At 65.1% G+C, this 25,369-nt stretch carries 29 protein-coding genes and 1 tRNA gene; 19 read left to right on the top strand and 11 right to left on the bottom strand.

Features of this window, described 5'->3' with window-relative positions; genetic code table 11:
• Positions 1 to 137 precede the first annotated feature (137 nt).
• From pnp to V9K91_RS06715, 3 genes are all read left to right on the top strand, one after another.
• The gene (pnp, locus tag V9K91_RS06725) at positions 138 to 2,246 is read left to right on the top strand and encodes a polyribonucleotide nucleotidyltransferase (protein ID WP_068853377.1); all 2,109 of its coding nucleotides are present in this window, start codon (positions 138 to 140) and stop codon (positions 2,244 to 2,246) included.
• Between the two features lie 416 nt (positions 2,247 to 2,662).
• The gene (locus tag V9K91_RS06720; protein WP_336443262.1) at positions 2,663 to 3,835 is read left to right on the top strand and encodes a glycoside hydrolase family 18 protein; all 1,173 of its coding nucleotides are present in this window, start codon (positions 2,663 to 2,665) and stop codon (positions 3,833 to 3,835) included.
• Between the two features lie 261 nt (positions 3,836 to 4,096).
• On the top strand, positions 4,097 to 5,734 hold the full coding sequence (locus tag V9K91_RS06715) for a winged helix-turn-helix transcriptional regulator (protein ID WP_255220460.1): 1,638 nt from the start codon (positions 4,097 to 4,099) through the stop codon (positions 5,732 to 5,734).
• On the opposite strand, the gene V9K91_RS06710 is transcribed toward V9K91_RS06715, so the two are convergent.
• The 4 genes from V9K91_RS06710 to V9K91_RS06695 all read right to left on the bottom strand — a co-directional run bounded on the left by V9K91_RS06710 (position 5,703) and on the right by V9K91_RS06695 (position 9,054).
• Complete coding sequence (locus V9K91_RS06710; RefSeq protein WP_095362860.1) at positions 5,703 to 6,779, bottom strand: serine hydrolase; 1,077 nt, start codon at positions 6,777 to 6,779, stop codon at positions 5,703 to 5,705. The two genes, V9K91_RS06715 and V9K91_RS06710, sit on opposite strands and share 32 nt — an antisense overlap.
• 133 nt (positions 6,780 to 6,912) lie before the next feature.
• Positions 6,913 to 8,481, bottom strand: coding sequence for a PepSY-associated TM helix domain-containing protein (locus tag V9K91_RS06705; protein WP_095362859.1), 1,569 nt, complete (start codon positions 8,479 to 8,481; stop codon positions 6,913 to 6,915).
• Positions 8,482 to 8,491: 10 nt separating this feature from the next.
• A complete protein-coding gene (locus V9K91_RS06700) occupies positions 8,492 to 8,755 on the bottom strand; it encodes a hypothetical protein (protein WP_249832843.1) in 264 nt (87 codons plus the stop codon).
• Positions 8,755 to 9,054, bottom strand: coding sequence for a hypothetical protein (locus V9K91_RS06695; RefSeq protein ID WP_068853359.1), 300 nt, complete (start codon positions 9,052 to 9,054; stop codon positions 8,755 to 8,757). Before V9K91_RS06695 ends, V9K91_RS06700 begins: the two co-directional genes overlap by 1 nt.
• Positions 9,055 to 9,475: 421 nt before the next feature.
• On the opposite strand from V9K91_RS06695, the gene thrS reads away from it, so the two are divergent.
• The 9 genes from thrS (at position 9,476) to V9K91_RS06650 (ending at position 17,511) form a co-directional block, all read left to right on the top strand.
• Positions 9,476 to 11,380 carry a threonine--tRNA ligase gene (thrS, locus tag V9K91_RS06690; RefSeq protein WP_068853357.1) on the top strand — a complete coding sequence of 635 codons (1,905 nt, stop codon included), beginning with the start codon at positions 9,476 to 9,478 and terminating at the stop codon, positions 11,378 to 11,380.
• A gap of 47 nt (positions 11,381 to 11,427) precedes the next feature.
• Entirely contained in the window at positions 11,428 to 11,967 is a 540-nt protein-coding gene (infC, locus tag V9K91_RS06685; RefSeq protein ID WP_026070650.1) for a translation initiation factor IF-3, read from the top strand.
• A gap of 544 nt (positions 11,968 to 12,511) precedes the next feature.
• A complete protein-coding gene (gene rpmI / locus V9K91_RS06680; RefSeq protein WP_017355265.1) occupies positions 12,512 to 12,709 on the top strand; it encodes a 50S ribosomal protein L35 in 198 nt (65 codons plus the stop codon).
• 10 nt (positions 12,710 to 12,719) lie between these two features.
• Positions 12,720 to 13,079, top strand: a complete 360-nt coding sequence (gene rplT, locus V9K91_RS06675) for a 50S ribosomal protein L20 (RefSeq protein ID WP_003484828.1) — start codon at positions 12,720 to 12,722, stop codon at positions 13,077 to 13,079.
• Between the two features lie 192 nt (positions 13,080 to 13,271).
• Positions 13,272 to 14,267: a phenylalanine--tRNA ligase subunit alpha gene (locus V9K91_RS06670; RefSeq protein WP_068853355.1), complete on the top strand. Its 996-nt coding sequence runs from the start codon at positions 13,272 to 13,274 to the stop codon at positions 14,265 to 14,267.
• A gap of 58 nt (positions 14,268 to 14,325) precedes the next feature.
• Positions 14,326 to 16,704, top strand: coding sequence for a phenylalanine--tRNA ligase subunit beta (gene pheT / locus V9K91_RS06665; protein WP_336443264.1), 2,379 nt, complete (start codon positions 14,326 to 14,328; stop codon positions 16,702 to 16,704).
• A gap of 26 nt (positions 16,705 to 16,730) precedes the next feature.
• Entirely contained in the window at positions 16,731 to 17,030 is a 300-nt protein-coding gene (locus V9K91_RS06660; RefSeq protein ID WP_005410432.1) for an integration host factor subunit alpha, read from the top strand.
• Positions 17,011 to 17,367: a MerR family transcriptional regulator gene (locus V9K91_RS06655; RefSeq protein WP_068853353.1), complete on the top strand. Its 357-nt coding sequence runs from the start codon at positions 17,011 to 17,013 to the stop codon at positions 17,365 to 17,367. Before V9K91_RS06660 ends, V9K91_RS06655 begins: the two co-directional genes overlap by 20 nt.
• 67 nt (positions 17,368 to 17,434) lie before the next feature.
• A tRNA-Pro gene (locus V9K91_RS06650) sits at positions 17,435 to 17,511 on the top strand.
• Here the strand turns inward: V9K91_RS06650 and V9K91_RS06645 are convergent.
• The gene (locus V9K91_RS06645) at positions 17,490 to 17,816 is read right to left on the bottom strand and encodes a hypothetical protein (RefSeq protein WP_249832841.1); all 327 of its coding nucleotides are present in this window, start codon (positions 17,814 to 17,816) and stop codon (positions 17,490 to 17,492) included. The two genes, V9K91_RS06650 and V9K91_RS06645, sit on opposite strands and share 22 nt — an antisense overlap.
• A 178-nt stretch (positions 17,817 to 17,994) precedes the next feature.
• On the opposite strand from V9K91_RS06645, the gene V9K91_RS06640 reads away from it, so the two are divergent.
• From V9K91_RS06640 to V9K91_RS06630, 3 genes are all read left to right on the top strand, one after another.
• Positions 17,995 to 18,186, top strand: a complete 192-nt coding sequence (locus tag V9K91_RS06640; protein WP_249832840.1) for a hypothetical protein — start codon at positions 17,995 to 17,997, stop codon at positions 18,184 to 18,186.
• Between the two features lie 56 nt (positions 18,187 to 18,242).
• Positions 18,243 to 18,662, top strand: coding sequence for a type II toxin-antitoxin system YafO family toxin (locus V9K91_RS06635; RefSeq protein WP_249832839.1), 420 nt, complete (start codon positions 18,243 to 18,245; stop codon positions 18,660 to 18,662).
• A gap of 223 nt (positions 18,663 to 18,885) precedes the next feature.
• Positions 18,886 to 19,776: a hypothetical protein gene (locus V9K91_RS06630; protein ID WP_336443266.1), complete on the top strand. Its 891-nt coding sequence runs from the start codon at positions 18,886 to 18,888 to the stop codon at positions 19,774 to 19,776.
• A 73-nt stretch (positions 19,777 to 19,849) separates the two neighbouring features.
• On the opposite strand, the gene V9K91_RS06625 is transcribed toward V9K91_RS06630, so the two are convergent.
• Complete coding sequence (locus tag V9K91_RS06625; protein ID WP_249832837.1) at positions 19,850 to 20,323, bottom strand: hypothetical protein; 474 nt, start codon at positions 20,321 to 20,323, stop codon at positions 19,850 to 19,852.
• A gap of 236 nt (positions 20,324 to 20,559) precedes the next feature.
• On the opposite strand from V9K91_RS06625, the gene V9K91_RS06620 reads away from it, so the two are divergent.
• The 3 genes from V9K91_RS06620 to V9K91_RS06610 all read left to right on the top strand — a co-directional run bounded on the left by V9K91_RS06620 (position 20,560) and on the right by V9K91_RS06610 (position 22,625).
• Entirely contained in the window at positions 20,560 to 21,102 is a 543-nt protein-coding gene (locus V9K91_RS06620) for a GNAT family N-acetyltransferase (protein ID WP_336443267.1), read from the top strand.
• Between the two features lie 126 nt (positions 21,103 to 21,228).
• On the top strand, positions 21,229 to 22,233 hold the full coding sequence (locus V9K91_RS06615; RefSeq protein ID WP_336443336.1) for an HWE histidine kinase domain-containing protein: 1,005 nt from the start codon (positions 21,229 to 21,231) through the stop codon (positions 22,231 to 22,233).
• Entirely contained in the window at positions 22,230 to 22,625 is a 396-nt protein-coding gene (locus V9K91_RS06610) for a response regulator (RefSeq protein ID WP_068853346.1), read from the top strand. Before V9K91_RS06615 ends, V9K91_RS06610 begins: the two co-directional genes overlap by 4 nt.
• Positions 22,626 to 22,641: 16 nt before the next feature.
• On the opposite strand, the gene V9K91_RS06605 is transcribed toward V9K91_RS06610, so the two are convergent.
• Entirely contained in the window at positions 22,642 to 22,773 is a 132-nt protein-coding gene (locus V9K91_RS06605) for a hypothetical protein (protein WP_255220457.1), read from the bottom strand.
• Positions 22,774 to 23,056: 283 nt separating this feature from the next.
• Between V9K91_RS06605 and V9K91_RS06600 the strand changes: the two genes are divergently transcribed.
• Entirely contained in the window at positions 23,057 to 23,230 is a 174-nt protein-coding gene (locus tag V9K91_RS06600; protein WP_070207834.1) for a DUF1328 domain-containing protein, read from the top strand.
• Positions 23,231 to 23,296: 66 nt separating this feature from the next.
• On the opposite strand, the gene V9K91_RS06595 is transcribed toward V9K91_RS06600, so the two are convergent.
• The 4 genes from V9K91_RS06595 to V9K91_RS06580 all read right to left on the bottom strand — a co-directional run bounded on the left by V9K91_RS06595 (position 23,297) and on the right by V9K91_RS06580 (position 25,367).
• The gene (locus tag V9K91_RS06595; RefSeq protein ID WP_095362851.1) at positions 23,297 to 24,067 is read right to left on the bottom strand and encodes a transporter; all 771 of its coding nucleotides are present in this window, start codon (positions 24,065 to 24,067) and stop codon (positions 23,297 to 23,299) included.
• Positions 24,068 to 24,140: 73 nt separating this feature from the next.
• Entirely contained in the window at positions 24,141 to 24,623 is a 483-nt protein-coding gene (locus tag V9K91_RS06590; RefSeq protein ID WP_095362850.1) for a hypothetical protein, read from the bottom strand.
• 97 nt (positions 24,624 to 24,720) lie between these two features.
• Complete coding sequence (locus tag V9K91_RS06585; protein WP_141236189.1) at positions 24,721 to 25,143, bottom strand: hypothetical protein; 423 nt, start codon at positions 25,141 to 25,143, stop codon at positions 24,721 to 24,723.
• Positions 25,140 to 25,367, bottom strand: coding sequence for a hypothetical protein (locus V9K91_RS06580; protein WP_068853336.1), 228 nt, complete (start codon positions 25,365 to 25,367; stop codon positions 25,140 to 25,142). The genes V9K91_RS06585 and V9K91_RS06580 overlap by 4 nt, the downstream gene beginning before the upstream one ends.
• Positions 25,368 to 25,369: the final 2 nt, after the last annotated feature.

Genomic DNA, 25,369 nt, shown 5'->3' with positions numbered 1-25,369 from the left:
CCGCGGCGCAGGAATGCGCCGCGGTTTTGTTTTGGTAGTACCGCATCAAACGCCAGGACCGGACTTCCGGTCACCCGTCGGCGGCAAGGGTCGCCCGCGGTCCATTCGAAGACAGCATTTCCCCAAGGACATCCCCCGTGGCAAAAATCACCAAAACCTTCCAGTACGGCAAGCACACCGTCACGCTTGAAACCGGCGAAATCGCCCGTCAGGCCGGTGGCGCCGTCATCGTCAAGTTCGACGACACCGTGCTGCTGGTCTCCGCCGTGGCTGCCAAGAGCGCGCGTGAGGGCCAGGACTTCTTCCCGCTGACCTGTGATTACCAGGAGAAGTTCTACGCCGGTGGCCGTATCCCGGGTGGCTTCTTCAAGCGCGAAGGCCGTGCGACCGAAAAGGAAACGCTGATCTCGCGCCTGATCGATCGTCCGATCCGTCCGCTGTTCCCGGAAGACTACAAGAACGAAGTGCAGATCATCGCCACGGTCATGTCGCTGAACCCGGACATCGACGGCGACATCGCCGCGCTGATCGGCGCCTCGGCTGCACTGTCGCTGGCCGGTACCCCGTTCAAGGGTCCGATCGCCGCTGCCAAGGTGGGTTACAAGAACGGTGAGTACATCCTCAACCCGACCGTGACCGAACTGAAGGATTCGGAGCTGGAACTGGTTGTGGCCGGTACCGCCAACGCCGTGCTGATGGTTGAATCCGAAGCCGCGCTGCTTTCCGAAGACGTGATGCTGGGCGCCGTGACCTTCGGTCACCGCGAAATGCAGAAGGTCATCAACGCCATCAACGAGCTGACCGTGGAAGCCGGCACCAAGCCGTCGACCTGGGTCGCCCCGGCCAAGAACGACGTGCTGATCAGCGCCCTGCAGGAAGCCATCGGCCCGCGCTTGGGCGAAGCCTTCCAGGTGCGCGACAAGCTGCAGCGCCGTGACGCCATCTCGGCGATCAAGAAGGACGTGGTCGAGTCGCTGGCAGGCCGCGTGGCCGCTGAAGGCTGGAACCCGGCCGAGCTGTCGAAGGAATTCGGCGAGCTGGAATACAGCACCATGCGCAACTCGGTGCTCGACACCAAGGTCCGCATCGACGGTCGCGCGCTGGACACCGTCCGCCCGATCGCCGTCAAGACCGGCATCCTGCCGCGCGTGCACGGCTCCTCGCTGTTCACCCGTGGTGAGACCCAGGCCATCGTGACCATCACGCTGGGTACCGCCCGCGACGGCCAGGTGATCGACGCCGTGTCCGGTGAGTACAAGGACAACTTCCTGTTCCATTACAACTTCCCCCCGTACTCGGTGGGTGAGACCGGCCGCATGATGGGCCCGAAGCGTCGCGAAATCGGCCACGGCCGCCTCGCCAAGCGCGGCGTGCTGGCAGTGATGCCGTCGCTGGAAGCCTTCCCGTACACCATCCGCGTCGTCTCGGAAATCACCGAGTCGAACGGTTCCTCGTCGATGGCCTCGGTCTGCGGTTCCTCGCTGGCCCTTATGGACGCCGGCGTGCCGGTGAAGTCGCCGGTTGCCGGTATCGCCATGGGCCTGGTCAAGGAAGGCGAGCGCTTCGTCGTCCTGTCCGACATCCTGGGTGACGAAGATCACCTGGGCGACATGGACTTCAAGGTGGCCGGTACCGCTGAGGGCATCTCCGCCCTGCAGATGGACATCAAGATCGAAGGCATCACCGAAGAAATCATGAAGCAGGCACTGCAGCAGGCCAAGGCTGGCCGTCTGCACATCCTGGGTGAAATGGCCCATGGCCTGACCGCTCCGCGCCAAGAGCTGTCGGACTACGCGCCGCGCCTGCTGACCATCAAGATCCACCCGGACAAGATCCGCGAAGTGATCGGCAAGGGTGGTTCCACCATCCAGGCCATCACCAAGGAAACCGGCACCCAGATCGACATCCAGGATGACGGCACCATCGTCATCGCCTCGGTCAATGCCATCGCTGCGCAGGCTGCCAAGGCCCGCATCGAGCAGATCACCTCGGACGTCGAGCCGGGCCGCATCTACGAAGGCAAGGTCGCCAAGATCATGGACTTCGGTGCGTTCGTCACCATCCTGCCGGGCAAGGACGGCCTGGTCCACGTCTCGCAGATCTCCAGCGAGCGCGTCGAGAAGGTCGGCGACAAGCTGAAGGAAGGCGACGTGGTCAAGGTCAAGGTGCTGGAAGTCGACAAGCAGGGCCGCATCCGCCTGTCGATGAAGGCCGTCGAGGAAGGCGAAGGCGCTTCGGCCGAGTAATCGACCGCAACACCAAGGTAGGTGACGACCGTTGGTCGTCACTCCCTGAAAAAAAACGGGCCTTCGGGCCCGTTTTTTTTTGCTTGGCGCACCATCTTCGATCACGGTCGTCGCGAGCGTTCAGAGCCCCGCCGCGGCCGGTAGGCCCCTGTGCAAATGTCCCCCGGCCGCCGCCTGGCGGCGACGGCCTCCTCCTTTACTTTGCCAGGGACCTACCGGCCGCGACGGGGCATGGCTTGCGGCCCGTCGCTTGCCCCACCGGCAGCGGCGTCTGCTTTACCGCGAGGGCTCTTGTGCAGTCATTGCGTTTCCCGTCCACAGCAACAGGACGTGTCCGCCGGACAGATTCGCAGGACATCCGGCCATGACGGCCTGCGCCTTGTTAACGTTGGCCCATTCCTCTCCACGGAGTTGCCATGTACCGCCTGTCTGCTTCCCTGTTGGCTACTGCCCTCGCGGTCGCGTTTCCGCTCGTCAGCCTTGCCGCCCCGGCGCCGAATGCGGTGATCGGGGCCTACTATCCGGGCGGTTCGGCCGAGCGCTATCCGGTGGCGTCCATTCCCGCCGATACGCTGACCCATCTGTTCTACGCGTTCGCGCGCATCGACGACGGCAAGTGCGTGGTGGACGACGGCGCCGCAGCGCACTTCAAGGCACTGGCCGCGCTCAAGCGCAAACACCCTCAGCTGCACACCATGATCTCCATCGGCGGCTGGAACGCCGGCGGCTTCTCCGATGCCGCGCTTACGGCACAGAGCCGCGATCGTTTCGTGCGCTCGTGCGTGGCGATGTTCTTCGAGCAGCATCGCGGCAGCTTCGACGGCGTGGATATCGATTGGGAATTCCCGGTCTTCGGTGGCCCACTCGAGATCACTGATCGCCCGCAGGATCGCCGCAACATGACGCTGCTGGTGCAGGAATTCCGCCGCCAGCTTGATGCGCTGGATGGCGGCAAGGGTCCACATCGGCTGCTGACAGCCGCACTGCCGGCCGGCCGCGTGCAGACCGACGGTCCTTACGACCCGGCGCTCAGTTACGAGTTGAAGGAACTGGGCCAGGCGCTCGATTTCATCAACCTGATGAGCTACGACATGGGCACCGGCTTTTCCAAGGTGTCCACCTTCAACGCGCCGCTGCAGGAAGTGCCGCAGGACCCGCTCGCACCGGAGCAGCGCCGCTGGAACAGCGTGGAAGGCGCCGTGCAGTACTACCGCCAGCATGGCGTGCCCAACGACAAGCTGGTGCTGGGCGTGCCGTTCTACGGGCGCGGCTTCAAGGTCACCACCGAATCTGCCGATGGCCTGTACCAGCCCTACAGCGCTCCGTTCGATGCCGGCGATTGGCGCCGCATCAAGCAGGAATTCCTCGACAAGCCCGGCTGGCAGCGGCACTGGCACCCGGTGGCGCAGACACCATGGTTGTACAACGCCGCCGACAAGGTGTTCATCAGCTACGAAGACCCGGACTCGATTCGCCTGCGCGCGGACTACGCCAGGGACCAGAAGCTACGCGGCGTGTTCACCTGGGAACTGACCGGCGATGACGACCAGGCCAGCCTGCTGAAGGCCATGGCTGCACCGTTCAAGTGAAGCCGGCTACACGCTGAAAGCATGCCGATGGGGGATAGCAGGTAGGGTCGGTTCCCAAACGACTGCCGATAGCGGAGATTGCTCGATTGACGCATGACCTTCAAACGGAGTCGCGCGTTTCCGGATTTCTCCGTTCGTTGGTCATTCGTCGCCCTGCCGATCATCCCTATCGGCGGTCGTTCGGGAACCGACCCTACCGCTGGATTGCTCCCCGGTGATCGGGTGTAACGTCCGGGCCGAGCCTGCACTATGCTTGCCGGCATGACGAGCGTTCAGCTGCTGGACCTGCACATCGACCGCGCCTTGCAGCAGGTGCGGCGCGGTGATGTGGCGCTGCCGGTGAGCGGCCTCAGCTGGCGGCTGCTGGACTGCCTGTTGGAGCACGGCACCGATGTGGTCGACTTCGACACGCTGGCACGGCAGGTCTGGGCGCCGGCCGTGGTGGGTGAAGATGCGATCAGCCAGCGGGTGAAGCTGCTGCGCCAGGCCTTGGGCGATGACAGCCGCCGGCCGCGCTACGTGCGCTCGGTACGTGGCCGGGGCTACCAGTTATGCGCGCCGCCCCAGGCGTGCGCACCGATGGCGCCACCAGCGCCGGTAGAGCCATCCGCAGCAACTGCCGCAACTGCCGCAACTACGGCGGCGCCGGAGGGGCCGCAACGGAGGCTACATGCGCGGTGGGCGTGGCTGGCGGCGGGCGTGGCTGCTGCCGGCGGCATCATCGCCGTCATCGTCCAGCGGCCGGACAACGCGGCGCACTCACCCGCAGACCCGGTGCTGCAACGCGCCGCGTATTACGCCGGCATCGGCCAGGCCAGCAACAATGACCGTGCGATCACCCTGTACCGCCAGGCGTTGCAGATCGACCCGGATTCCAGCGCCGCACGGCGTGGCCTGGCGCGAGCATTGGCCGCCGATGCCTGCCTGTTCAACGGCAGGCCGGGGAACGCGCAGGAGGCACTGCAGCTGGCCGGGCAGGTGTTGCAGGCGGCCCCTGACGACGCAGCCGCACATGCGCTGCGCGGGTACGCGCATGATTGCCTTGGCGCGATGCCGCAGGCGATTGCCGATTACGAGCAGGCGCTGCTGCGCGATCCCGACGATGAGCGCACCCGCGCCTCGCTGGCCTACCTGCAGCAGGAGCAGGGCCACCTGGCGCAGGCGCTCAAGGCCAACCTCAGCCTGCGCGCGCCGGAGCGGATCCGCTTCCGCGACGTGCAGGTCGCCCGCGAGCTGGAACTGCTTGGCTTCACCGACGCCGCCGCACGCCGCCATGCGCGCAACTTCCAGCTGTACCCGGACAATGTCTTCAGCAACATTGCGTGGCCGCGTGCGCTGATGAACATGGGCGAGCAGGACAAGGCACGCCAAGCGCTGGATCAGGCGCTCGCGCGCGGCACCCCGCATCCACAGCTGCTGCGCCTGCACGGCGAACTGCTGTTGATGGGTGGCGACCGGCAAGGTGCGGCAGAGGCCTTCGAGCAGGCACGCCTGCTGCGCCCGCTGCAGTCGCTTGGAAAGACCCTGGGCGGCCTGCAGCAGGGGAGTGGCACGCCGTCCCCGGAATGGATTGCCGCGCGCCTGCGCGAGGTGACCGCGCAGGCTGACGACGGCTGGTCGGACGCGGCCGTGGAACGGGCCCTGCTGCACCAGGCGCAGGGTGATGCAGGCGCGGCCATCGCCGACCTGCACCGCGCGGTGGATGCAGGCTTCCGCGACGCCGCGTGGCTGCGCGTCACCCCGCTGTTCGCCCCGCTGCGGCAGGCGCCCGGATGGGAGCGCCTGCTGGCCCGGATCGAGGTGGACGTGGCCGCGCAGCGTGCGCAGGTACTGGCAGCGTCCTGGCGCCCCGATGACCTGAAGGGCCTCAGCGCAACGCCGGCAGCAGGAACCCGGTAAGCACGCGGCGCGACTGGGGATGGGCGTAGCTGCGGTTGTAGGCCTTGCTGGTCACCACCGCGACCAGCTTCTTCTCCGGCATCACGAACACATAGTTGCCGCCGTTGCCCGACATCGCCCATACCGTGGTTTCCTTCCCGTCCACCGGCAGCTTCAGGCCCCACCACTGGTAGCCGTAATCGCTGCCGTCGTCGGTCTGCGCCTGCGGGCGGATCATTGCCGCGATGTAGTCGGCAGGCACCAGCTGTTTGCCCTGCCAGCGTCCCCCGGCCAGCACCAGCTCGCCCAGCCGGGCCAGATCACGGGTGCGGTAGCGGGTGCCGCCGCCGCCCATGCCGATGCCTTCGGGGGAACGGTTCCAGTGACTGCGGGTGATGCCCAGCGGGCGTTCGAGTGCCTGCGCGGCGTAGTCGGCCAGCGGCAGCCTCGTGGCCCGTTCCAGCACCGCGCCCAGTACGAACGAATCGGCGGTGCAGTAGGCGTGCGCGCGGCCGTGCGGGCTGTCCTCGGGCCGGCTCATCCAGGGCGCGAAGCCCTTGACTGGCAGCGCCAGCGCGAAGTCCAGCCAGCGCTCGGTCACGTACATGCGCTCTTCGTTGCCGGCGGAAAATTGATTCTGGTCATCGCATTCCCACAGGCTGCTCATGGTGAGCAGGTCTTCCAGCGTGGTGCCGCGCAGGCGGGGGTCGACCGGGTGCTGCGCGGTGAACTCCGGGAAGTAGTCGTAGACACGCGCCTGCACGCCCGGCAGGTGCCCGTCGCCGATGGCCGCACCCACCAGCAAGGAGGTCACGCTCTTGCTGGCCGAGCGCACGTCGTTGAGCGTCTGCGCATCGGCGCCGTTGAAATAATGTTCGTAGGCCACCGTGCCATCGACCAGCAACAGCACGCTGGTGACCTGTTTGATCTCGTCGCTGGCAACGGCTGCCTCCAGCGCGGCGAGCGGGGCAGGGTCGAGGCGCGGCGGGGCGGCCTGAGCCGCGATGGGCAGGCAAGCGGTGATGGACAGGACCAGTGCGGCGAAACGACGGGCGGGGTGGGGCATGGTGGCGCTCCTCGGAAGTGAGCTGCCACTACGCCAGCACCGCGTCTGAAGTGCTGGAAGAACGCCTGAAGAATTCTGAAAGCGGCACCCAGCCTGCATCTGGCGATGCAAAGCGGGCCACGCGCTTTGTCCGTTACGCCCGCGTGTGCGCCCACACGCTGTTGGGGTCGCCGTTTACGGCCCGGCGCTGCGTTGCGCGCGCCATGGCGGCAAAGCCCAGCGCCATCGCCAGCGCCACCCCGTCCACCCAGAACAGCGGCCAGTAGCCGCGCGCGGCGCTGGTCCACAGCCACAGCCCGCTCATCGCACCGTGCACCACCGGGATCAGCGCGGTCACCGCCGCCGCAGCCCACAGCAGCTCCACCGCCGCCCTGGACGGCGCGCGCAGCGCTGCCCACAAGGCGCAGCCGCCCCAGGCCAGGAAGCAGGTCCAGCGCATGCCCGCATCCGCATGTGCCGGGGCCAGGTGCTCCAGCAACTGCACGCTGACAAACGCCGCCGACACCGCCACGCACAGCCCGATGCACACCCCTACCGTGGCCCGCGCCATGTTCACCTGCGCGCGTCCCTGGGTGGCCTGGCGGCGCTTGCGGCGCGACTCGATCCACAGCAGGTTGCCCGAATAGAACAGGAACGCCCCGCCCAGGCCGAGCACGAAGTACAGCCACGGCACCAGCCCGTTGCCGAATTCGCCGAAGTGCAGCGCATAGGCCGCCGCCAACGTGGCGTGGTTGGCATCGCGATGCCCCGGCAGCTGGGTGTGCAGCACATCGCCGGTATTGGCATCCATCGCCACCGCGCCCAGAGGGCCCAGCGACACGCCGCCATCGCCGGTGATTTCGATCACGGCGTTGCGGTCACCGGCATTGGCCAGCTTCAGGTAGGCCGGTTCGAACACCGCCTGGCCCTTGTCATTGGCCACCGCGATCGCCCGCGCATGCAGCATCGCCAGGCTGCCGGCACGCACCGGCTCGTTGGCGGGCGCGCGGATCGGCGCGGTATCGGTTGCCCCCGGCAGCGCCGCCAGCAGCTTGCCGTCGTAGATCAGCGGGTTCAGCGCGGCCATCTGCAGGAACATCAGGCACAGCAGCGCACCGGTGACCGCGAACAGCAGGTGGAAGGGCAGGCTGAGCACGCCGATCACGTTGTGCGCGTCCTGCCACATCTGCTTGAAGTTGCGGCCCGGACGCAGCGCGAACAGGTCGCCCACCAGCTTGGGCAGGTGGATCACCAGCCCGGACAGCAGCGCCAACCCGTACAGCAGGCTGACCACGCCCATCAGGTAGATGCCGGCCACCGGCAGGCCCAGCGTGTAGTGCAGTTCGTTGACAAGCTCGGCCAGGCCGGCCTGTGGCGGGGTGGGGCTGCCATCCACGTGGTCGGCCCAGGCAAACAGCCAGGTGCCTTTGGCATCCTGCCAATACGCGATGGACTGCGGCGTTTCCGCGCCCGGGAAGGTCATGCCCACGTGCTTTCGCGCATCGGGGTGTTTGGCCAGCACGCCATCGAGCAGCCGCTGTGCATCGTCCAGGGTCTGCGCTGGCTGGTCCATGCCCTGCGGCGACTGCCACAGCGGCAGATCGTGGTGGAACACGGTGATGGCGCCGGCATAGAACGCCACGAACAGCGCAAAGCCGGCCACCAGGCCAACCCAGGTGTGCACGGTGGTGAAGGTGCGCAGGGTGAGCGAACTGAATTTCATCGAATAGGCCTCACTGCAGCCAATGGAAGTGGCGCAGCAGCCACAGCAGGCCGAACCCGAACGCGGCGCTGGCACTCAGCCACCCCCACGCGCGCGGGCCGGTGCGGAATGCGAAGGCCCACAGCGCGGCCAGCATCCACAATGGAATGAAGGCGATCATGCCGGGCACGATCACCGACTGCCACGGACCCGGCGGCAGCCAGGTGATCAACCCGGTGACGGCCGCAGCCACGAAGAAGCCCGCCAGCAGGCCGGCCAGTGCACGTGCCCACATCAGCGCCGCGCCTCCGCATCCGGCCGCGTCCAGGCAGCAACATAGGGCAGCACCATCGCCGTGAGCATCCAGCCGCCGAGGGTCACGCAGAAGCCGGTGGCAAAGCCCAGCTGGCCCATCCACAGCCACAGCGAGGTGGCTGCCGCCACCAGCCCGAGCTGGCGGCCCAGCCGCCCCGCGCGGCGCAGGCGGGGCCAGCGGCAGTGCGGGGAGGCAGCATAGAAGGCCAGCGCCGAAAAGGCCGAGGCGGCGCCGGCCAGCGCGCAATACAGCAGGGCCAGGGCATCGGCGCTCAGCATGGGCGCGCCGCGCGGGGCAGGGGCGTGCGGGCCGAAGGGGCGGCGCAGGGCATGGAAATCCTTGGAAACGAAGACGGGCCGGGCGGTGCGGCAACCTGCGCATGGTAATCATTGCCGTTTTCAATCGCCACAGCGGCCTGTTCAGTAGTGCTGGCCACCGGGCGAATGCCGTCGGGATTGGGCTTCCCCGGCCGTTTGGTTTAAGATCGAGGCATCCACCTCGAGGCAACAAGGTGACCCGCGCCCAGCGCCGGTCCAGCGTGCGACATGAGCACTACCACCGCCCAGCGCTGAACGTCATGACGGCCCCTTGCCCAGGCGCCTTCATGGCGCTTTTCTTTTATCCGGCCGCGCGCCCCGGACACCCTCGACCCCGTTTCCCTGGCCTGCGCCGCAGGCCCACCAGCACAAAGCCCCAGCCATGATTGCGATCACGCTTCCCGACGGCAGCCGCCGTGAGTTCGAAAACCCCGTCAGTGTCATGGACGTCGCCCAGTCGATCGGCGCCGGCCTGGCCAAGGCCACCATCGCCGGTTCGGTGGACGGCAGGCTGGTTGACGCCAGTGACGTCATCGACCACGACGCCAGCCTGCGGATCATCACTGCCAAGGACGAGGAAGGCGTGGAGATCATCCGCCACTCGGCCGCGCACCTGGTTGGCCATGCGGTCAAGCAGCTGTACCCGGACGCCAAGATGGTGATCGGCCCGGTGATCGCCGAAGGCTTCTATTACGACATCCACTCCGAGCGCCCGTTCACCCCGGACGACATGGCCGCCATCGAAAAGCGCATGGGCGAGCTGATCGCGCAGGACTACGACGTGGTCAAGAAGATGACCCCGCGCGCGGAAGTGATCGAAATCTTCAAGGCCCGTGGCGAGGACTACAAGCTGCGCCTGATCGAAGACATGTCGCCGGACATCCAGGCCATGGGCATGTACTACCACCAGGAATACGTGGACATGTGCCGCGGCCCGCACGTGCCCAATACGCGCTTCCTGAAGGCCTTCAAGCTGACCCGCATTTCCGGCGCCTACTGGCGTGGCGATGCGCAGAACGAGCAGCTGCAGCGCATCTACGGCACCGCCTGGGCCGACAAGAAGCAGCTTGAGGCCTACATCAAGCGCATCGAAGAAGCCGAAATGCGCGACCACCGCCGCATCGGCAAGCAGCAGGACCTGTTCCACCTGCAGGAAGAGGCCCCGGGCCTGGTGTTCTGGCACCCCAAGGGCTGGGCCCTGTGGCAGGTGGTGGAACAGTACATGCGCAAGGTCTACCAGAAGAGCGGCTACGGCGAAGTGCGCTGCCCGCAGATCCTGGACGTGAGCCTGTGGAAGAAGTCCGGCCATTGGGACAACTACCAGGACAACATGTTCTTCACCGAATCGGAGAAGCGCACCTACGCGGTCAAGCCGATGAACTGCCCGGGCCACGTGCAGGTGTTCAACCAGGGCCTGCACAGCTACCGCGACCTGCCGATCCGCTACGGTGAGTTCGGCTCGTGCCACCGCAACGAGCCCTCCGGCGCGCTGCACGGCATCCTTCGCGTGCGTGGTTTCACCCAGGACGACGGCCACGTGTTCTGCACCGAATCGCAGATCGAATCGGAAGTGACCGCGTTCCACCAGCAGGCGCTGGCGGTGTACCAGCACTTCGGCTTCGAGGAGATCCAGATCAAGATCGCCCTGCGCCCCGAATCGCGCCTGGGCGACGATGCCACCTGGGACAAGGCCGAAGCCGCGCTGCGTTCGGCGCTGTCCAGCTGTGGCGTGGAATGGCAGGAGCTGCCGGGTGAGGGCGCCTTCTACGGCCCGAAGATCGAATACCACCTCAAGGACGCCATCGGCCGGACCTGGCAGCTGGGCACCATGCAGGTCGATTTCATGATGCCCGGCCGCCTCGGCGCCGAGTACGTGGACGAAAACAGCCAGAAGAAGCACCCGGTCATGCTGCACCGGGCCATCGTGGGCTCGATGGAGCGCTTCATCGGCATCCTGATCGAGCACCACGCCGGCCAGTTCCCGGCCTGGCTGGCCCCGACCCAGGCGGTGGTGGCCAATATCACCGACGCCCAGGCTGAATACGTGCAGGAAGTAACGAAAACCCTTGCAGATCAAGGCTTCCGGGTAACGTCGGATTTGCGCAATGAGAAGATCGGTTATAAGATTCGCGAGCATACGCTGCAGCGGGTCCCGTACCTGCTGGTGGTGGGCGACCGTGAGAAGGAAAATGGCGCCGTAGCCGTGCGTACGCGCTCGGGCGAGGATCTGGGCAGCATGTCCGTCCAGGCGTTCGTCGAGCGGTTGCAGGCAGAACAGTCTGTGTAAGAAAGTCCCGGCCCTGCGGATGATCCGCGAGGGCCGGTTTGATTCCTCTGGGAGATTGCAATATCAGTACCCCTGACAACAAACAGAACCGCAAGAATCAGGAAATCCGGGTGCCGCGCGTACGCGTGATCGGCAGTGACGGTGAAATGATTGGCGTGTTGACGCGTGACGAAGCGCTGTCGATGGCCGAAGACGAAGGTCTGGACCTGGTCGAGATTCAGCCGCAGGCTGATCCGCCGGTGTGCAAGATCATGGACTTCGGCAAGTTCAAGTTCGAAGCGCAGAAGAAGGCCAACGAGGCCAAGAAGAAGACCAAGCAGGTCGAGATCAAGGAAGTGAAGTTCCGCCCGGTCACCGATGAAGGCGACTACCAGATCAAGCTGCGCAAGATGCGCGGTTTCCTGGAAGAGGGTGACAAGATCAAGGTGAACATCCGCTTCCGTGGTCGTGAAATGAGCCATCAGGAACTGGGTCGCGAAATGGCCAACCGGATCGAAGCCGATCTGGGCGAGGACATCGTGATCGAGTCCCGCCCGCGCCTGGAAGGCCGGCAGATGGTCATGATGATCGCGCCGAAGAAGAAGTAGTCGCGCTCTGGCGCGACGCGCGCCACGTCGAACGTGGCCGCGCGGAACCCCTGGTTCGTCGGCACCTGGGCAGGCGGCGGGGTGGCGACGGAGGTACGACGGGGTACGACCGGGTACGACCGGGTACGACCGGGTACGACGGGGTAGAGCCGACTGTTAGTCGGCTGCTTTCCCGCCATGCCGCCAAGGGCAGCCGACTAACAGTCGGCTCTACCCAGCCGGCGACACCCAGCCGTCGACACCCAGTCAGCGACACCCAGTCGCTGTGACGGCAATGCCGTCCGTTCCGTTCAGGTTCCGGACCCAAGACCCGGCAAACCCCGCCTGATCAACAGCTTGCACCCGTTCCCCAACCCATGCATAATGGGCGACCCCGTTTTTTCGCGGGGCTGCTGTTTTGAACGGTTTCACGCTTTTCAACGGCAACAGGACCGGCCTGGTTCCCAACGGGGATCCCGGGCTTACAAGCAGGCAAGGGCACGGACGGAAAGTGTGGCAATGCCACCGCCCTGGTCAGTGACAAAACATCATCAAGGACATTGCAATGCCCAAGATCAAGACCAACCGGGCGGCGGCCAAGCGTTTCCGCAAGACCGCCTCCGGTAAGTTCAAGGCTGGCCACGCCAACCGTAGCCACATCCTCACGAAGAAGTCGACCAAGCGGAAGCGCAATCTGCGTCAGACGAACCATGTTCGTGCAGAAGACGCAGGCCGTTTGAACCGTATGCTTCCCTACCTCTGAGGACTGACCCATGGCACGAGTAAAGCGTGGCGTACAGGCGCGTCGCCGCCACAAGAAAATTCTGACCCTGGCCAAGGGCTACTACAACGCCCGCCGCAAGGTGTTCCGCGTTGCCAAGCAGGCCGTCATCAAGGCCCAGCAGTACGCCTACATCGGTCGTAAGCAGAAGAAGCGTAATTTCCGTTCGCTGTGGATCACCCGCATCAACGCGGCTGCCCGCATCAATGGTCTGAGCTACAGCCGTTTCATGAACGGCCTGCTCAAGGCGGGTATCACCCTGGACCGCAAGGTCCTGGCCGATATCGCCGTGCACGACGCAGCTGGTTTTGCAGCACTGGCCGAAAAGGCCAAGGGCGCGCTGGCGGCATAAGTCCTCTCCCCGCCGTTGCCGTTCAAACGCAACGGCTGCGGGTAAGGCAATGCATGGGGAAGGGCGCAAGTCCTTCCCCATTCTTTTTTGTGGCGGCGGCAGCCCAACCGGGTGCCGTCCCGACAGCGGTGGCGACGGGGGTCGGCCCGGCGCGCATCGCGAAGGCATACCGACGCGAGGTCCAGGCTATCCATGAGTGACATCCAATCCCTGACCACCCAGGCGCTGGCCGACGTGGCCGCCGCCCAGAGCCCCGATGCGCTGGAAGCCCTGCGCGTGGCGCTGCTCGGCAAGAGCGGCAGCATCACCGCACAGCTCAAGCAGCTGGGTGCTCTGCCGGCCGACGAGCGCAAGGCCGCCGGCGAAGCCATCAACCAGGCCCGTGACGCGCTGACCCGCGCGCTGGGCGAACGCAAGGCCGTGCTGGAGAACGCCGCGCTCGACGCGCGCCTGGCCGCCGAAGCGATCGACATCACCCTGCCGGGGCGCCGCGCCGAACGCGGTGGCCTGCATCCGGTGACCCGTACCCTGGAGCGCATCACCGAAATCTTCGGCCGCCTCGGCTACGAGCTCTCCGAAGGCCCGGAAATCGAAGACGACTGGCACAACTTCGAAGCGCTGAACTTCCCGCCGCACCACCCGGCGCGTGCCATGCACGACACCTTCTACTTCGGCGATGGCCGCCTGCTGCGCACGCATACCTCCGGTGTGCAGGTGCGCTACATGGGCGACCACGCGCCGCCGCTGCGCATGATCGCGGCCGGCAAGGTGTACCGCAGCGACAGCGACCAGACCCATTCGCCGATGTTCCACCAGGTGGAAGGCCTGCTGGTGGACGAGCATTCGACCTTCGCCGACCTCAAGGGCACCCTGTCTGAGTTCGTGCGTGCGTTCTTCGAACGCGATTTCGAGATGCGTTTCCGCCCCAGCTACTTCCCGTTCGTCGAACCGGGCGCGGAAGTGGATATCGCCTGGCAGCAGCCCGACGGCAGCACCCGCTGGCTGGAAGTGCTCGGCTGCGGCATGGTCCACCCGAACGTGCTGCGCAACGTGGGCATCGACCCGGAGCGCTACACCGGCTTCGCCTTCGGCCTGGGCGTGGAGCGCTTTGCCATGCTGCGTTACGGCGTGAACGACCTGCGCGCGTTCTTCGAGAACGACGTGCGGTTCCTCAAGCAATTCGCGTAACGCCGAACGACATTCATCACGGCCCAGGCGCATGCGCCGGGCCCACCAGGGTGACACCATGAAATTCTCTGAAAACTGGCTGCGCAGCCACGTTCCCACCACCGCTTCGCGCGACGAGCTGAGCGCGGTACTGACCGCCATCGGCCTGGAAGTTGAAGAGGTCACCGACCTCGGCGCCAGCCTGGACCACGTGGTGGTGGCACGCATCGTCACCGCCGAGCGCCACCCCGAAGCCGACCGCCTGCAGATCTGCCAGGTCGATGCCGGGCAGGGCGAGCAGCTGCAGATCGTGTGCGGCGCGCCCAACGCGCGCCCGGGTCTGGTTGCGCCGCTGGCGATGATCGGCGCGAAGATCGGCGACTTCAACATCAAGGCGGCCAAGCTGCGCGGCGTGGATTCCAACGGCATGCTGTGCTCGGCCAAGGAACTGGGCCTGGACAGCGACGCCTCGGGCCTGTTCGAGCTGCCCGATGACGCCCCGGTGGGCCAGTCGCTGGTGGAGTACCTGGGCCTGCCCGACGCCAGCATCGAGATCAAGCTCACCCCCAACCGCGCCGACTGCTTCAGCGTGCGCGGCATCGCCTTCGACGTGGCCGCCGCGTGCGCCAGTGAAGTGGTGCCGTTCAATGCCGCGCCGATCGCCGCCGTGGGCACCCGCGAACTGACCATCGCCCTCGACGCCGGCGCCGAAGCGCCGCGTTACCTGGGCCGTGTGATCGAAGGCGTGAACCCGCGCGCCGCCACCCCGCTGTGGATGGCCGAGCGCCTGCGCCGCAGCGGCGTGCGCCCGGTGTCGCTGCTGGTCGACATCACCCAGTACGTGATGCTGGAACTGGGTCAGCCGATGCACGCTTACGACCTGGGCACCCTGCAGGGCAGCATCGCCGTGCGCCGTTCGCGCGCCGGCGAAACCCTCAAGCTGCTGGATGGCCGCGACGCCGCGCTGGATGACGGCTTCCTGGTCATCACCGACGCCGACCGCCCGGTGGGCCTGGCCGGCATCATGGGCGGCCATGACACCCGCGTCACCGACGACACCACCGCCGTGTTCCTGGAGGCCGCGCACTTCGCGCCGGCCGCCATCATGGGCCGTGGCCGCAAGCTGGGCCTGCACACCGACGCCGGCCACCGCTTCGAGCGTGGCGTGGACCCGGCGCTGCCGCGCACTGCCATTGAATACGCCACCCGCCTGGTGCTGGACCTGGCCGGCGGCACCCCGGCTCCGGTGACCGAAGCGGTGCGCGAAAGCGACCTGCCGGCCACGGCGACCATCGGTCTGCGCCGTGCGCGCATCGCCCGCGTGCTGGGCATCCAGATTGCCGATGCCGACGTGGAGCGCATCCTGCGCGCGCTGGGCATGGACGTGGCCGCCGCCGCCGATGGCTGGCAGGTTACCGCGCCCAGCCGCCGCTTCGATATCGCCATTGAAGAAGACCTGATCGAAGAGCTGGCCCGCATCCACGGCTACGAGCGCATTCCCACCACCCTGCCGGGCGGTGCCGCGCGGATCGCCATGCCCAGCGAAACCCGCCTGGACGACCTGAGCACGCGCCGCCAGCTGGTGGCCCGCGACCTGCAGGAAACCATCAACTACGCCTTCGTCGACGCCGGCCTGCTGGCCCAGTGGCAGCTGCAGGACAACGTGGTGGCCCTGGCCAACCCGCTGTCGGCCGAGCTGGCGGTGATGCGCCCGGCGCTGCTGCCGGGCCTGGTCGCTACCCTGGGCCGCAATGCCGCGCGCCAGCAGGGCACGGTGCGCCTGTTCGAACTGGGCCGCGTGTTCCACCCGCAGGCCGGGCAGGGCGCCGCCCCGCTGGAAACCCAGCGCGTGGCCGTGGCCGTGTGTGGCGATGCCACCCCGCAGCAGTGGGGCCTGGCCACCCGCAAGGTCGATTTCCATGACCTCAAGGGCGACCTGGAATCGCTGGCCGCCGCCTCGGGCGCCGCACTCAGCTTCGTGCCCTCCACCCGCCCGTACGGCCACCCGGCGCGTTCGGCCGAGGTGCTGCGCGATGGCGCCAGCATCGGCTGGATCGGCCAGATCCACCCGCGCCTGGCCAAGGCCATGGACATCGACGTGGACGTGTTCGGCCTTGAGCTGGACCTGGCCCCGCTGGCCGCCCGCAGCCTGCCGCGTGCCGCCGAGCTGTCCCGTTTCCCCTCCGTGCGCCGCGACCTGGCCTTCCTGGTGCCCGAAGCGGCCGCCTGGACGGACCTGGAAGCCACCCTGCGCCGGGCCGTGGGCCCGCTGCTGCGCCAGGTGACCCTGTTCGACCGCTACGTCGGCCAGGGGGTCGAGCCGGGCTTCAAGAGTCTCGCTATGGGCTTGATTTTGCAGGACAAGTCGCGCACTCTGACGGACCGCGACGTGGATGCGGTGGTCACCGAGGCGGTGGCCGCAATGGAGCGTGAACACCACGCCCGGATCCGCGGTTGAGCGGGCAGCATGGGGGGTAGCAGGCAATGGCATTGACCAAGGCTGAGATGGCCGAAAAGCTGTTCGACGAAGTGGGTCTGAACAAGCGCGAAGCCAAGGAATTTGTCGACGCGTTCTTCGATGTACTGCGTGAAGCGTTGGAACAGGGACGTCAGGTGAAGCTTTCCGGCTTCGGCAACTTCGACCTGCGGCGCAAGAACCAGCGCCCGGGCCGCAACCCGAAGACCGGCGAGGAAATTCCGATTTCCGCCCGTACGGTGGTCACCTTCCGTCCGGGCCAGAAGCTCAAGGAAAGGGTAGAGGCATATGCTGGATCCGGGCAGTAACCGCGAACTTCCGCCGATACCGGCCAAGCGCTACTTCACCATTGGTGAAGTCAGCGAGCTGTGCGATGTAAAGCCGCACGTGCTGCGCTACTGGGAAACCGAATTTCCCAGCCTGGAACCGGCCAAGCGCCGTGGCAACCGCCGCTACTACCAGCGCCACGACGTGCTGATGGTGCGCCAGATCCGCGGCCTGCTCTACGAACAGGGCTACACCATCGGCGGTGCCCGCCTGCGCCTGGAAGGTGCAGGCGCGCGCGACGAATCGGCGCTGAGCAACCAGATCATCAAGCAGACGCGGATGGAGCTGGAAGAAGTGCTCCAGCTGCTGCGTCGCTGAACCATTTTTCGATCAAACCGGTTATACTCGTCGGCCCGCTGAGAGGCGGGGACAACACCAGCAACATCGGGGCGTAGCGCAGCCTGGTAGCGCATCTGCCTGGGGGGCAGAGGGTCGTCGGTTCAAATCCGGCCGTCCCGACCATTGTTGGTGACACGATCAAGGGTTCGCACTTCTGGTGCGGGCCCTTTTTTGTTTTGGCGGTGTTGCATTGTGCGGGAGAAGGGCATGTTGACGATTCGACGTTCGCGGCCCGAGGAGGGCGAACGCGTCATCGAGATCTGGCGCATTGCCGTCGACGCGACCATGGTTTCCTGGCTCCGGAGGATCGCCTCGCCATCGACGAGATGGTTTGCTGCTTCCTGCCGCAGGCGCAGTTCGCGGCCCGAAAAGGGCTGCCCTCGCAGCCTGTTGTGCGGAAAGCGACCACTGCTGTGCCGCTGGTCCAAGAGGAGAGTGGTCGTTTGCCTTACGTCTGATTATCGCGTAACCAATTGATAGATAACGCAATATTTGGTTATGCCCGAGCGCTGCATCATGGGGTGTCCCACTGGGCTTGACACTAACTCAGATCTTCGTTGATACAATCAACCCGCAGTAAACTTTCTCGTAAATCAGGACCTTCCTATGGCCATGCAAAACAAGTGCGCTGATGCCGCTACGTTTGGCACGCCTGTCCCCAAGGGCAAGGAACGGGCTGAAAAGCTGGCCACGTCAGCCGAGACTATCGCCGAGGCGCTGTATCGTAAGCCCTCCAAGTCGTTCAGCTTGGATGGCGCCTTCAACGCCCTTGGCGGCGTTCGCCCTCGACGCGGTTGATCTTCGTAGCATAGCCATGCGGGGGGCGTGGTTTGACGGTAGCGGTTTCCCGAGCGTTGCATGCCCAGCTCATTGACAGTGGCGTTCAGCCAGAAGCGTTCGCAAAGGAGTTTACTTTGTGGAAGGCGGATTGGCCGCAGCGGGAGTTCTCCCATCAACTCTTCGGCAAAGATGGTGCTTACGTTGCTCCGTTGGTGGACGGGGAGCGTTACCGGCTGCGACACGTACATATAGTTCCGTTCAATACCCACTCGCGTAAGCGCTGGTTCGACGTGCTCAGGCGCCGCGGTCGCAAGACGAGTGACCGCCATCTAGTTTACGTCGGGGATGACAACGGCAACTTTGGACTGATTTACATACTGGATGAGCCAGACGCGCACCGTGTCGCACTGATGCGTACAGCGAAGGAGAGAGCAGTAATGAATGCCTTTGCCATCATCGCTGAGAACTTCCTGTGCGATGGCTCATTGGATTAAATCGAGTCGGGAAGGGTCGGAGTTCGCCCGTTCGGCAATGCAGGCCTCAGTCGCTCAAATGTCGGTTTTAAACCGTTCAATGCGACCAATCTAGATAACATCATCAAGGTTTCAAATTTACATGCCTGGAACATTGCTCCGAGATGGAACATTGGGACAGGCCGCACTTTTCACGATTGAGTCGAGTGGTACGGTTACGCCCCGAATTTCTGGATGCGCCTTCATGTCCTCCAGCGCCACTCCCGACACTATCTTAAGTGGAACGCGGATCGAGGTACTTGAGACACTCAAATCTGGTGCCAGTGGCTTTGCAATGAAACGCAGACTTCAAGAGCGGGCGAATCAGCTCGCGTCGATAGATGCAGCGACGACTTGTGAGTGGCGCGCATATGTATCTGCTATCGATGACTCCTTTGATGATGCGGACGAAAGTTTCGACTGCGCACGTCGCCTGAAGCCCGGTGATCCATATGTCATCGTTCGTTGGCTGGAAATGCTCTGTGTCACTGGTCAGGTAAGCAGGGTGAAGGAAAAGTTCGCCGAGTTCCGATCCAGCTTGGATGGAGATCACGTTGCAATGGGGGCGGTGATCCACGTGCTTGGGTTCGTAGGATTGCTGCATGATGCCTTCCACCTTCGAGAGCGCCTCGTCGTATTGGGTGGAAATCCTTGCCCAGACGTAATTGGCTGCGAGTTCTGGATAGGGGCACCCCCCAAGCTAGGTATCGCCAAGCCGCCTGCTTCGAAGCAGTATCCCGACCCGTGGCCCTTGAGCTCTTACAGGTTCTCACTGGCGGACGCCGAGGAGATTCTTACAGATCAAGGGTTGAGCATTGACGCATGGTCGGAGCCCATCGGCTGTGCACTTCGCTTTCTTCGCCGGAGAGGGCTGAAGGTGGCTGCTGTGAGGTCGTCTTTCATTCCCCACCTCGACGGTCCAAGCTCAATGCACTTTCAGCTGATAGTTCAAGCTGAGCCTGATGTGTGCTGGGATGCGGAATGGGAGTTCTGTGGAGTCTTGGTTGATGAGAGCTTTCCCGTCATCGATTCCGGCGCCGCATCCATCGCGTTCATCCCCACCTTGCTGGAGTCAAGCAGCGCCAATGTTGCCTGAGGATGGCAGTTGGACGTGATTGATCTGGAAATGAAAAAGGCCCATTGAGGGCCTTTTTCTTGCGCGTGTGGTTCTAGTGAGTTGTTGGCGGGGTGCCCGTGTCTGTGTCGACCGGCGCCAGCGGTTCTTCATCGATATCCACGATGGCGATCAGTGCGAGGAGATTCTTGATCGGCATGTCCTCAAGCGTGCCAGGGCAGCGTTCGAGCACATCGATCAGCTCCAGCAGTTCGATGATTCGCAGATCGTAGATACGAAACAGCTTGCGTATGACGCGAAACAAGTCGTGTCGAGAGGGGTCGTGCTGGCCGATCATGCGTTTGACGAAGTTGCCCGCAGCAGGGGAGCTTCCGCAGCGGGTCTCAGCGAGGGCCTGCATGATCTCGCCGATAGTCAGCGAATCGAGCGGTCGCGTGGTGGCAGCCAAGCGCTTCTCGAGTTCGACCCATGCCGAACTGTTCCATTCCAGCGAGTCGGAGATATCGCCGAAGTAGTGAGCGAGGTGGACGGTGACGCGGGTCGGGGCTGCGAGGGAGTCATTGGACATTGCGGAATTCCTCAGGAGAAGTGAGATCCACCGCCCTGCGGAATGCCGATGGGCGCTGGTGCGCCTTTGGCTTCGGAACGCCAATTCCGGTCGCCGGATGTGCGGCGACCGACGGATGCTGCGTGCGATGAGGCAGGCCGTCAATGGCTGGGGCGACGAACTGTGCGGTAGGAACCTTTTCCTTAATCAAACTGTGTCTCAGGACGCGCTTGGTTTGTGCGCCGGGTGCATTCTGTGTGGGCGCGCTGCGCTGGCTGCGTCGCGCCAGCTACCATCCAGATGTCAGTTTCAAACCGATTTTCATGGAGGACACCCCAATGGCAGTGCGACGACTAAGGGCCACAGATCTGGAGCAGGCCAGTGCGGTGTGCATGGCGTCCTTCCTGGAGGCGGTGGCGCCGTCGCTGTCTCCGCTGGGGATTGAGACCTTTACCGGCATCGTGTCGATGAACGGGTTCGCCGACCGCATGTCCGATGACAACGACATGTTTGTCTTCGAGACCGCCGGGCGGGTTGTCGGGGTGGCCGAGCTGATGGGCGGCCAGCACGTGGCGACGCTGTTCGTGGCGCCGGGGTGGCAGGGGCAGGGGGTTGGGCGGGCACTGATGGCGGCGGTGCTGGAGTGCGCGCGGGGCGAGGTTGTTACGGTGCGGGCGTCGTTGAGCTCGGTGCCGGCTTATGAGCGGTTTGGGTTCCGGATTGCGGGGGAGGTGGGGGAGTATCTGGGGCTGGTTTATCAGCCGATGGAATGTGTGATTGCTGAGGGGCTAGCGGACTAACAGTCCGCTCTACCAGTCCGCTCTACCGGGCGCGTCTGCCGCCTTCGCTCACAAAGCGCTAACGTGATCCCACTTTCACGCGGCCGCCCCTATGCTTCCCCTAAATGAACAGGGCTCTATCCCGTGCTGCAGGAACAGGAAGACAACAGCGCCAAGTGGCGGATCTACGAAGCCCTTCTGCAGGCAACCCCGGATCTGTCCTACGTCTTTGACCTGGAGCACCGCTTCATCTACGCCAACAAGGCGCTGCTGAACATGTGGGGCATGACCTGGGATGAGGCGATGGGCAAGACCTGCCTGGAGATCGGCTACGAGCCCTGGCATGCGGCGATGCACGATGCGGAAATCGATCGGGTGATTGCCACCAAGCAGCCCATCCGCGGTGATGTGCCGTTTCCGCACGCCACCGAGGGCGTGCGCATCTATGACTACATCTTTACCCCGGTGATTGGTCCCGATGGCGAAGTGGAGGCCATTGCCGGCAGCACCCGCGATGTGACCGAGCGCAAGCGCCACGAGCAGCACCTGCAGCTGCTCATCAATGAGCTCAACCACCGGGTCAAGAACTCGCTGGCCATGGTGCAGTCCATCACCCGCCAGACCTTCCGCAACGCGCAGAACATCATCGACGCTGGCGAGAAGATCGAAGAGCGCCTGCTGGCCTTGGCCGGAGCGCACGATGTGCTGACCCGGGAAAACTGGCACAGCGCCGATATCCACGATCTGGTCCAGGCCACGGCTGATCTGCACGGCGAAGGCGGGCAGCGCTTCGATATCCAGGGCGAACCCGTTCGGCTCGATCCCCGCCGTGCCCTGGCGCTGGCCATGGCGCTGCATGAGCTGGGCACCAACGCGGTCAAGCACGGTGCGCTGTCCGGGCCCGATGGCCGTGTGCGGGTGGAGTGGGGGCAGCGTCAGGTCGATGGGGAGGACATGATCGAGTTGGAGTGGCAGGAGCGCGATGGCCCGCCGGTGCAGCCGCCGGCGCAGCGCGGGTTCGGCTCGCGGTTGCTCGAGCGCGGCCTCAAGCATGATCTGGGCGGCGATGTGGAGCTCACGTTCGAGCCCGAAGGCCTGCGTTATCGGGTATCGATACCGCACGGCGATGACGCGGTCCAGGTGCACCTGTGAGCCCGCGCGTCCTGGTAGTCGAAGACGAATCGCTCATCGCGATGCTTGTCGAGGACGGGCTGGAGACGCTGGGCTACGAAGTGGTGGGCCCGGTGGGCACCGTCGATGCGGCGCTGCGGATCGTGGAGCAGACGCCCTTTGACCTGGCGCTGCTGGACATCAATCTGGGCGGGAAGCAGTCGTTCCCGATCGCCGAGGCGCTGGAGTCGCGCGGCATTCCGTACGTGTTCCTGACCGGCTATGACAGGTCCAGCCTTCCGCTGGCGTTCCAACATCGGTTCGGGTTGCAGAAGCCGTTCCGGATGTCAGCCTTGCAGCAGGCGCTGGAAAAACTGCAGGGAAGCAAGCGTGGCGGCAACGCGCCTGCCCATCGCCCCACACTGGGCCAGTGATGACGGCGCGGCGAAATCAGCCGACGGCGCGAATCACTTCTTCAATCAGCACGACGTAGCAGGCCACGAAGTAGACCTTGAGCAGGGCGGGATGCTGCTTGGTGACGAATGCGCGCATGGCATTGATGACGTAGTGGGACGTCAGCATTGTGACCAGCCGGTGAAATTGAGGCAACGGTCACACATTCAGTGCGGTGATGAGAGGCTGCGTGAGCGAGCTTAAAAATCAATAACTTGCGATGGCAGGGTCCGAAAAGCTCTTTACCGTTCGTCGGAAAATTCCTACAAGTGCGGCTGAATACGTAGCGGGCGTCTTCACCTGCGAGGTAGCGATTTCACGCCGTTCACGCGCCCCATTCACTATTGCGGCACGCGCCAATCGCTAGCGTGGAGTCCTGTCAGTCAACCCGCATTCCGGGCAAAGGAACAACATGATCAAGTGGGCCATCATCTTCGCCATCATCGGCCTCATCGCCGGCGCACTCGGCTTCGCCGGCATTGGCGGTGCCGCCATTGGCGTGGCCAAGTTCCTGTTCTGGGCCGGCATCATCATCGCCGTCGTCCTGTTCCTGCTGGGCATGACGGTCGCCAAGAAGGTGACCTGACCCCCAGGGTCGTAACGTGCAACACCGCCGAAGAAGCCTGCGCAGCGATGCGCAGGCTTTTTTGGTTCACTCGAAATAGAACGAAACGCCCAGCCCCGCCTGTACATCGGGGCTGTTGCTGTCCAGACCGAGGTCGAACGACGCGTCCAGCTGCACGCGTCGGGCCGCCATCCACGTCACGCCTGCACCGGCCACCGAGGTCGAGGATTCGCCGTGGGTGCGGGTGAAACCGGCCTCGATGTAGGTGCTCACGGTGTCGCTTACGGCCAGGCTGAGGCTGGGCGACCAGCTGAACTCGTCCTCGCCCGCGCCGCGCGTGGCATTGGCATACAGCGCGCCGCTCCACTGGTCGTTGAAGGTGTATTCGTAGCTGGCGCCGAGGTTGTACTGGGTGCCGCCTTCGCCGAAGTCGCGTGAGCCGGTATCGAAGCTGGTGCTGGCCAGCAGTGCGACAGCATGGGTGTCCGAATCGAGGGGAAGAGCGAACTTCAGTGCCAGGCCGCTGTCGCCTGCGCCACGCGTCGTGGTGGAGGGCGCATTGCGCGGGGCTTCGCGCAGGCGGTTCCAAGGGCTGCCGAACGCCTGCAGTTCCAGGTTGGCGCCCAGGCCTACGCGCAGCAGCAGGTCGGTGCCGTATTGCGTGGTGCGCGTGCCGTCGTCATCGCGGTCGCGTTCGTAGCTGGGCAGCCCCAGTTCAAGTGCGGCGCCGCCGCGCGGCAGCACCGAGGCGGAGAAACCCAACCCCGGGCGGTCGAACGCCGGTGTTTCCGCATCGTCCTGCTGCGCCCACGCGGGCGCGGCCAGCGCCAGCAACACCACCGCCATCACACCACGCATCGCCACACCTGCTGTTGGAAACAGCTGCAGCCTAGCGAGGCGCCGGCAACGCGCCGTGAGGATGTCGCGCCGGTCAGTCGGGAGCGCGGCCGTCATCCTGGCCTGCGTCTTTCTCACGGCGAGCATCGTCATCGCTGTCATCGAGGCCTTGCCGCATGTGGCGCTGGCCGGGCAGGTCCGCCGACAGGACGCGTGAGGGTTCGGCGACCAATGGGCTGCGGCCCTGCACATGCACGCGCGGCAGGGGCGTGCGCGGATCGGGCAGCACCCAGAAACCATTGCTCAGTTCCGGCCGGCGTGCCACCTCGTGGTCCAACGGCGGGGTGGGCTCTTCCTCTTCCGGATCAAACCACTGCAGGCCCTGTCGCCTGCCGCCTTCTTCATGCTCATGGTCGTGCGCGCTGTCGTGGTCGTCCGCGGCCGAAGGCGTCATCGCATCCAACGCGTCGGCGGCGTCCTGCCAGCCCGGCGCATCGGCGCAGACCGCCTCGGCGAGCGGGGTGGGCGATTCAATGCGCGGTGGGAGGGGCGGTGGGATATCGGAAGGAACTCGCATGGGCAGTGCGTCCGCTGCGCTGGAAGGGAAACCGGACAGTGATCCCGCCCACGCCGGTTTTCAACGCAACAAGTCGCAAACTGCCCAACCGTGCGGACTACGCCGGGCGGGTCAGCGCCAGCAGGCCTTCCAGCAACCTGGCGGCACGCGGCTGCCCGTCATCGTCGATCGGGCACGCCATGGACTGCAGCCAGAAGCCGTGCGCGGCGCGGCGCGCGGCGGTGAGGCGGTGGTCGTCGCCTTCGCCGGGGTGGCGCAGCAACTGCTCCTGGATCCACCGCTTCAGGGCCTGCGCGATTTCCGGATCCGGCCGTCCGCGCGGTACACCGGCACCCGGTTCGGGCGGCAGCAGGCACGCACGGAAAATCGCGGTGACATAGGCGCGGGAAAAGCGTCCATGGCGATCCGGATCCTGTTCGATCAGCGCCTGTACGGCCTGGTCGAACGAGACCAGCGCGGCAACCAGCGCCGGTGCATCTGCAGGGTCTTCAGTGCTCAGCATCGGGAAAGGTCGGCTCATGTGGGGGCCTGCGGTAGTTGCGGCGGCGTGGTGCCCGCCTGCGCGAGCACCCCATGCAGCAGTTCAATCACCCGTTCGCCCTGGCCGTTGCAGGCCAGTTCGAAGGTGGTGTGGCCGCCCAGGGCGGCCAGTGGGGCATGCAGGATCCATTGCAGCACCTGGGTGCGGTCCGGCTCGATCTGCAGCGCTACGTTGGCGACACGGCGTACGATGCCTTCGCGCATGG

Origin of the sequence: Stenotrophomonas sp. CCNWLW57, from assembly GCF_037203925.1 — a bacterium.
Taxonomy (GTDB): Bacteria; Pseudomonadota; Gammaproteobacteria; order Xanthomonadales; family Xanthomonadaceae; genus Stenotrophomonas; species Stenotrophomonas rhizophila_A.
This window is presented reverse-complemented; position numbering and strand designations above follow the sequence as displayed.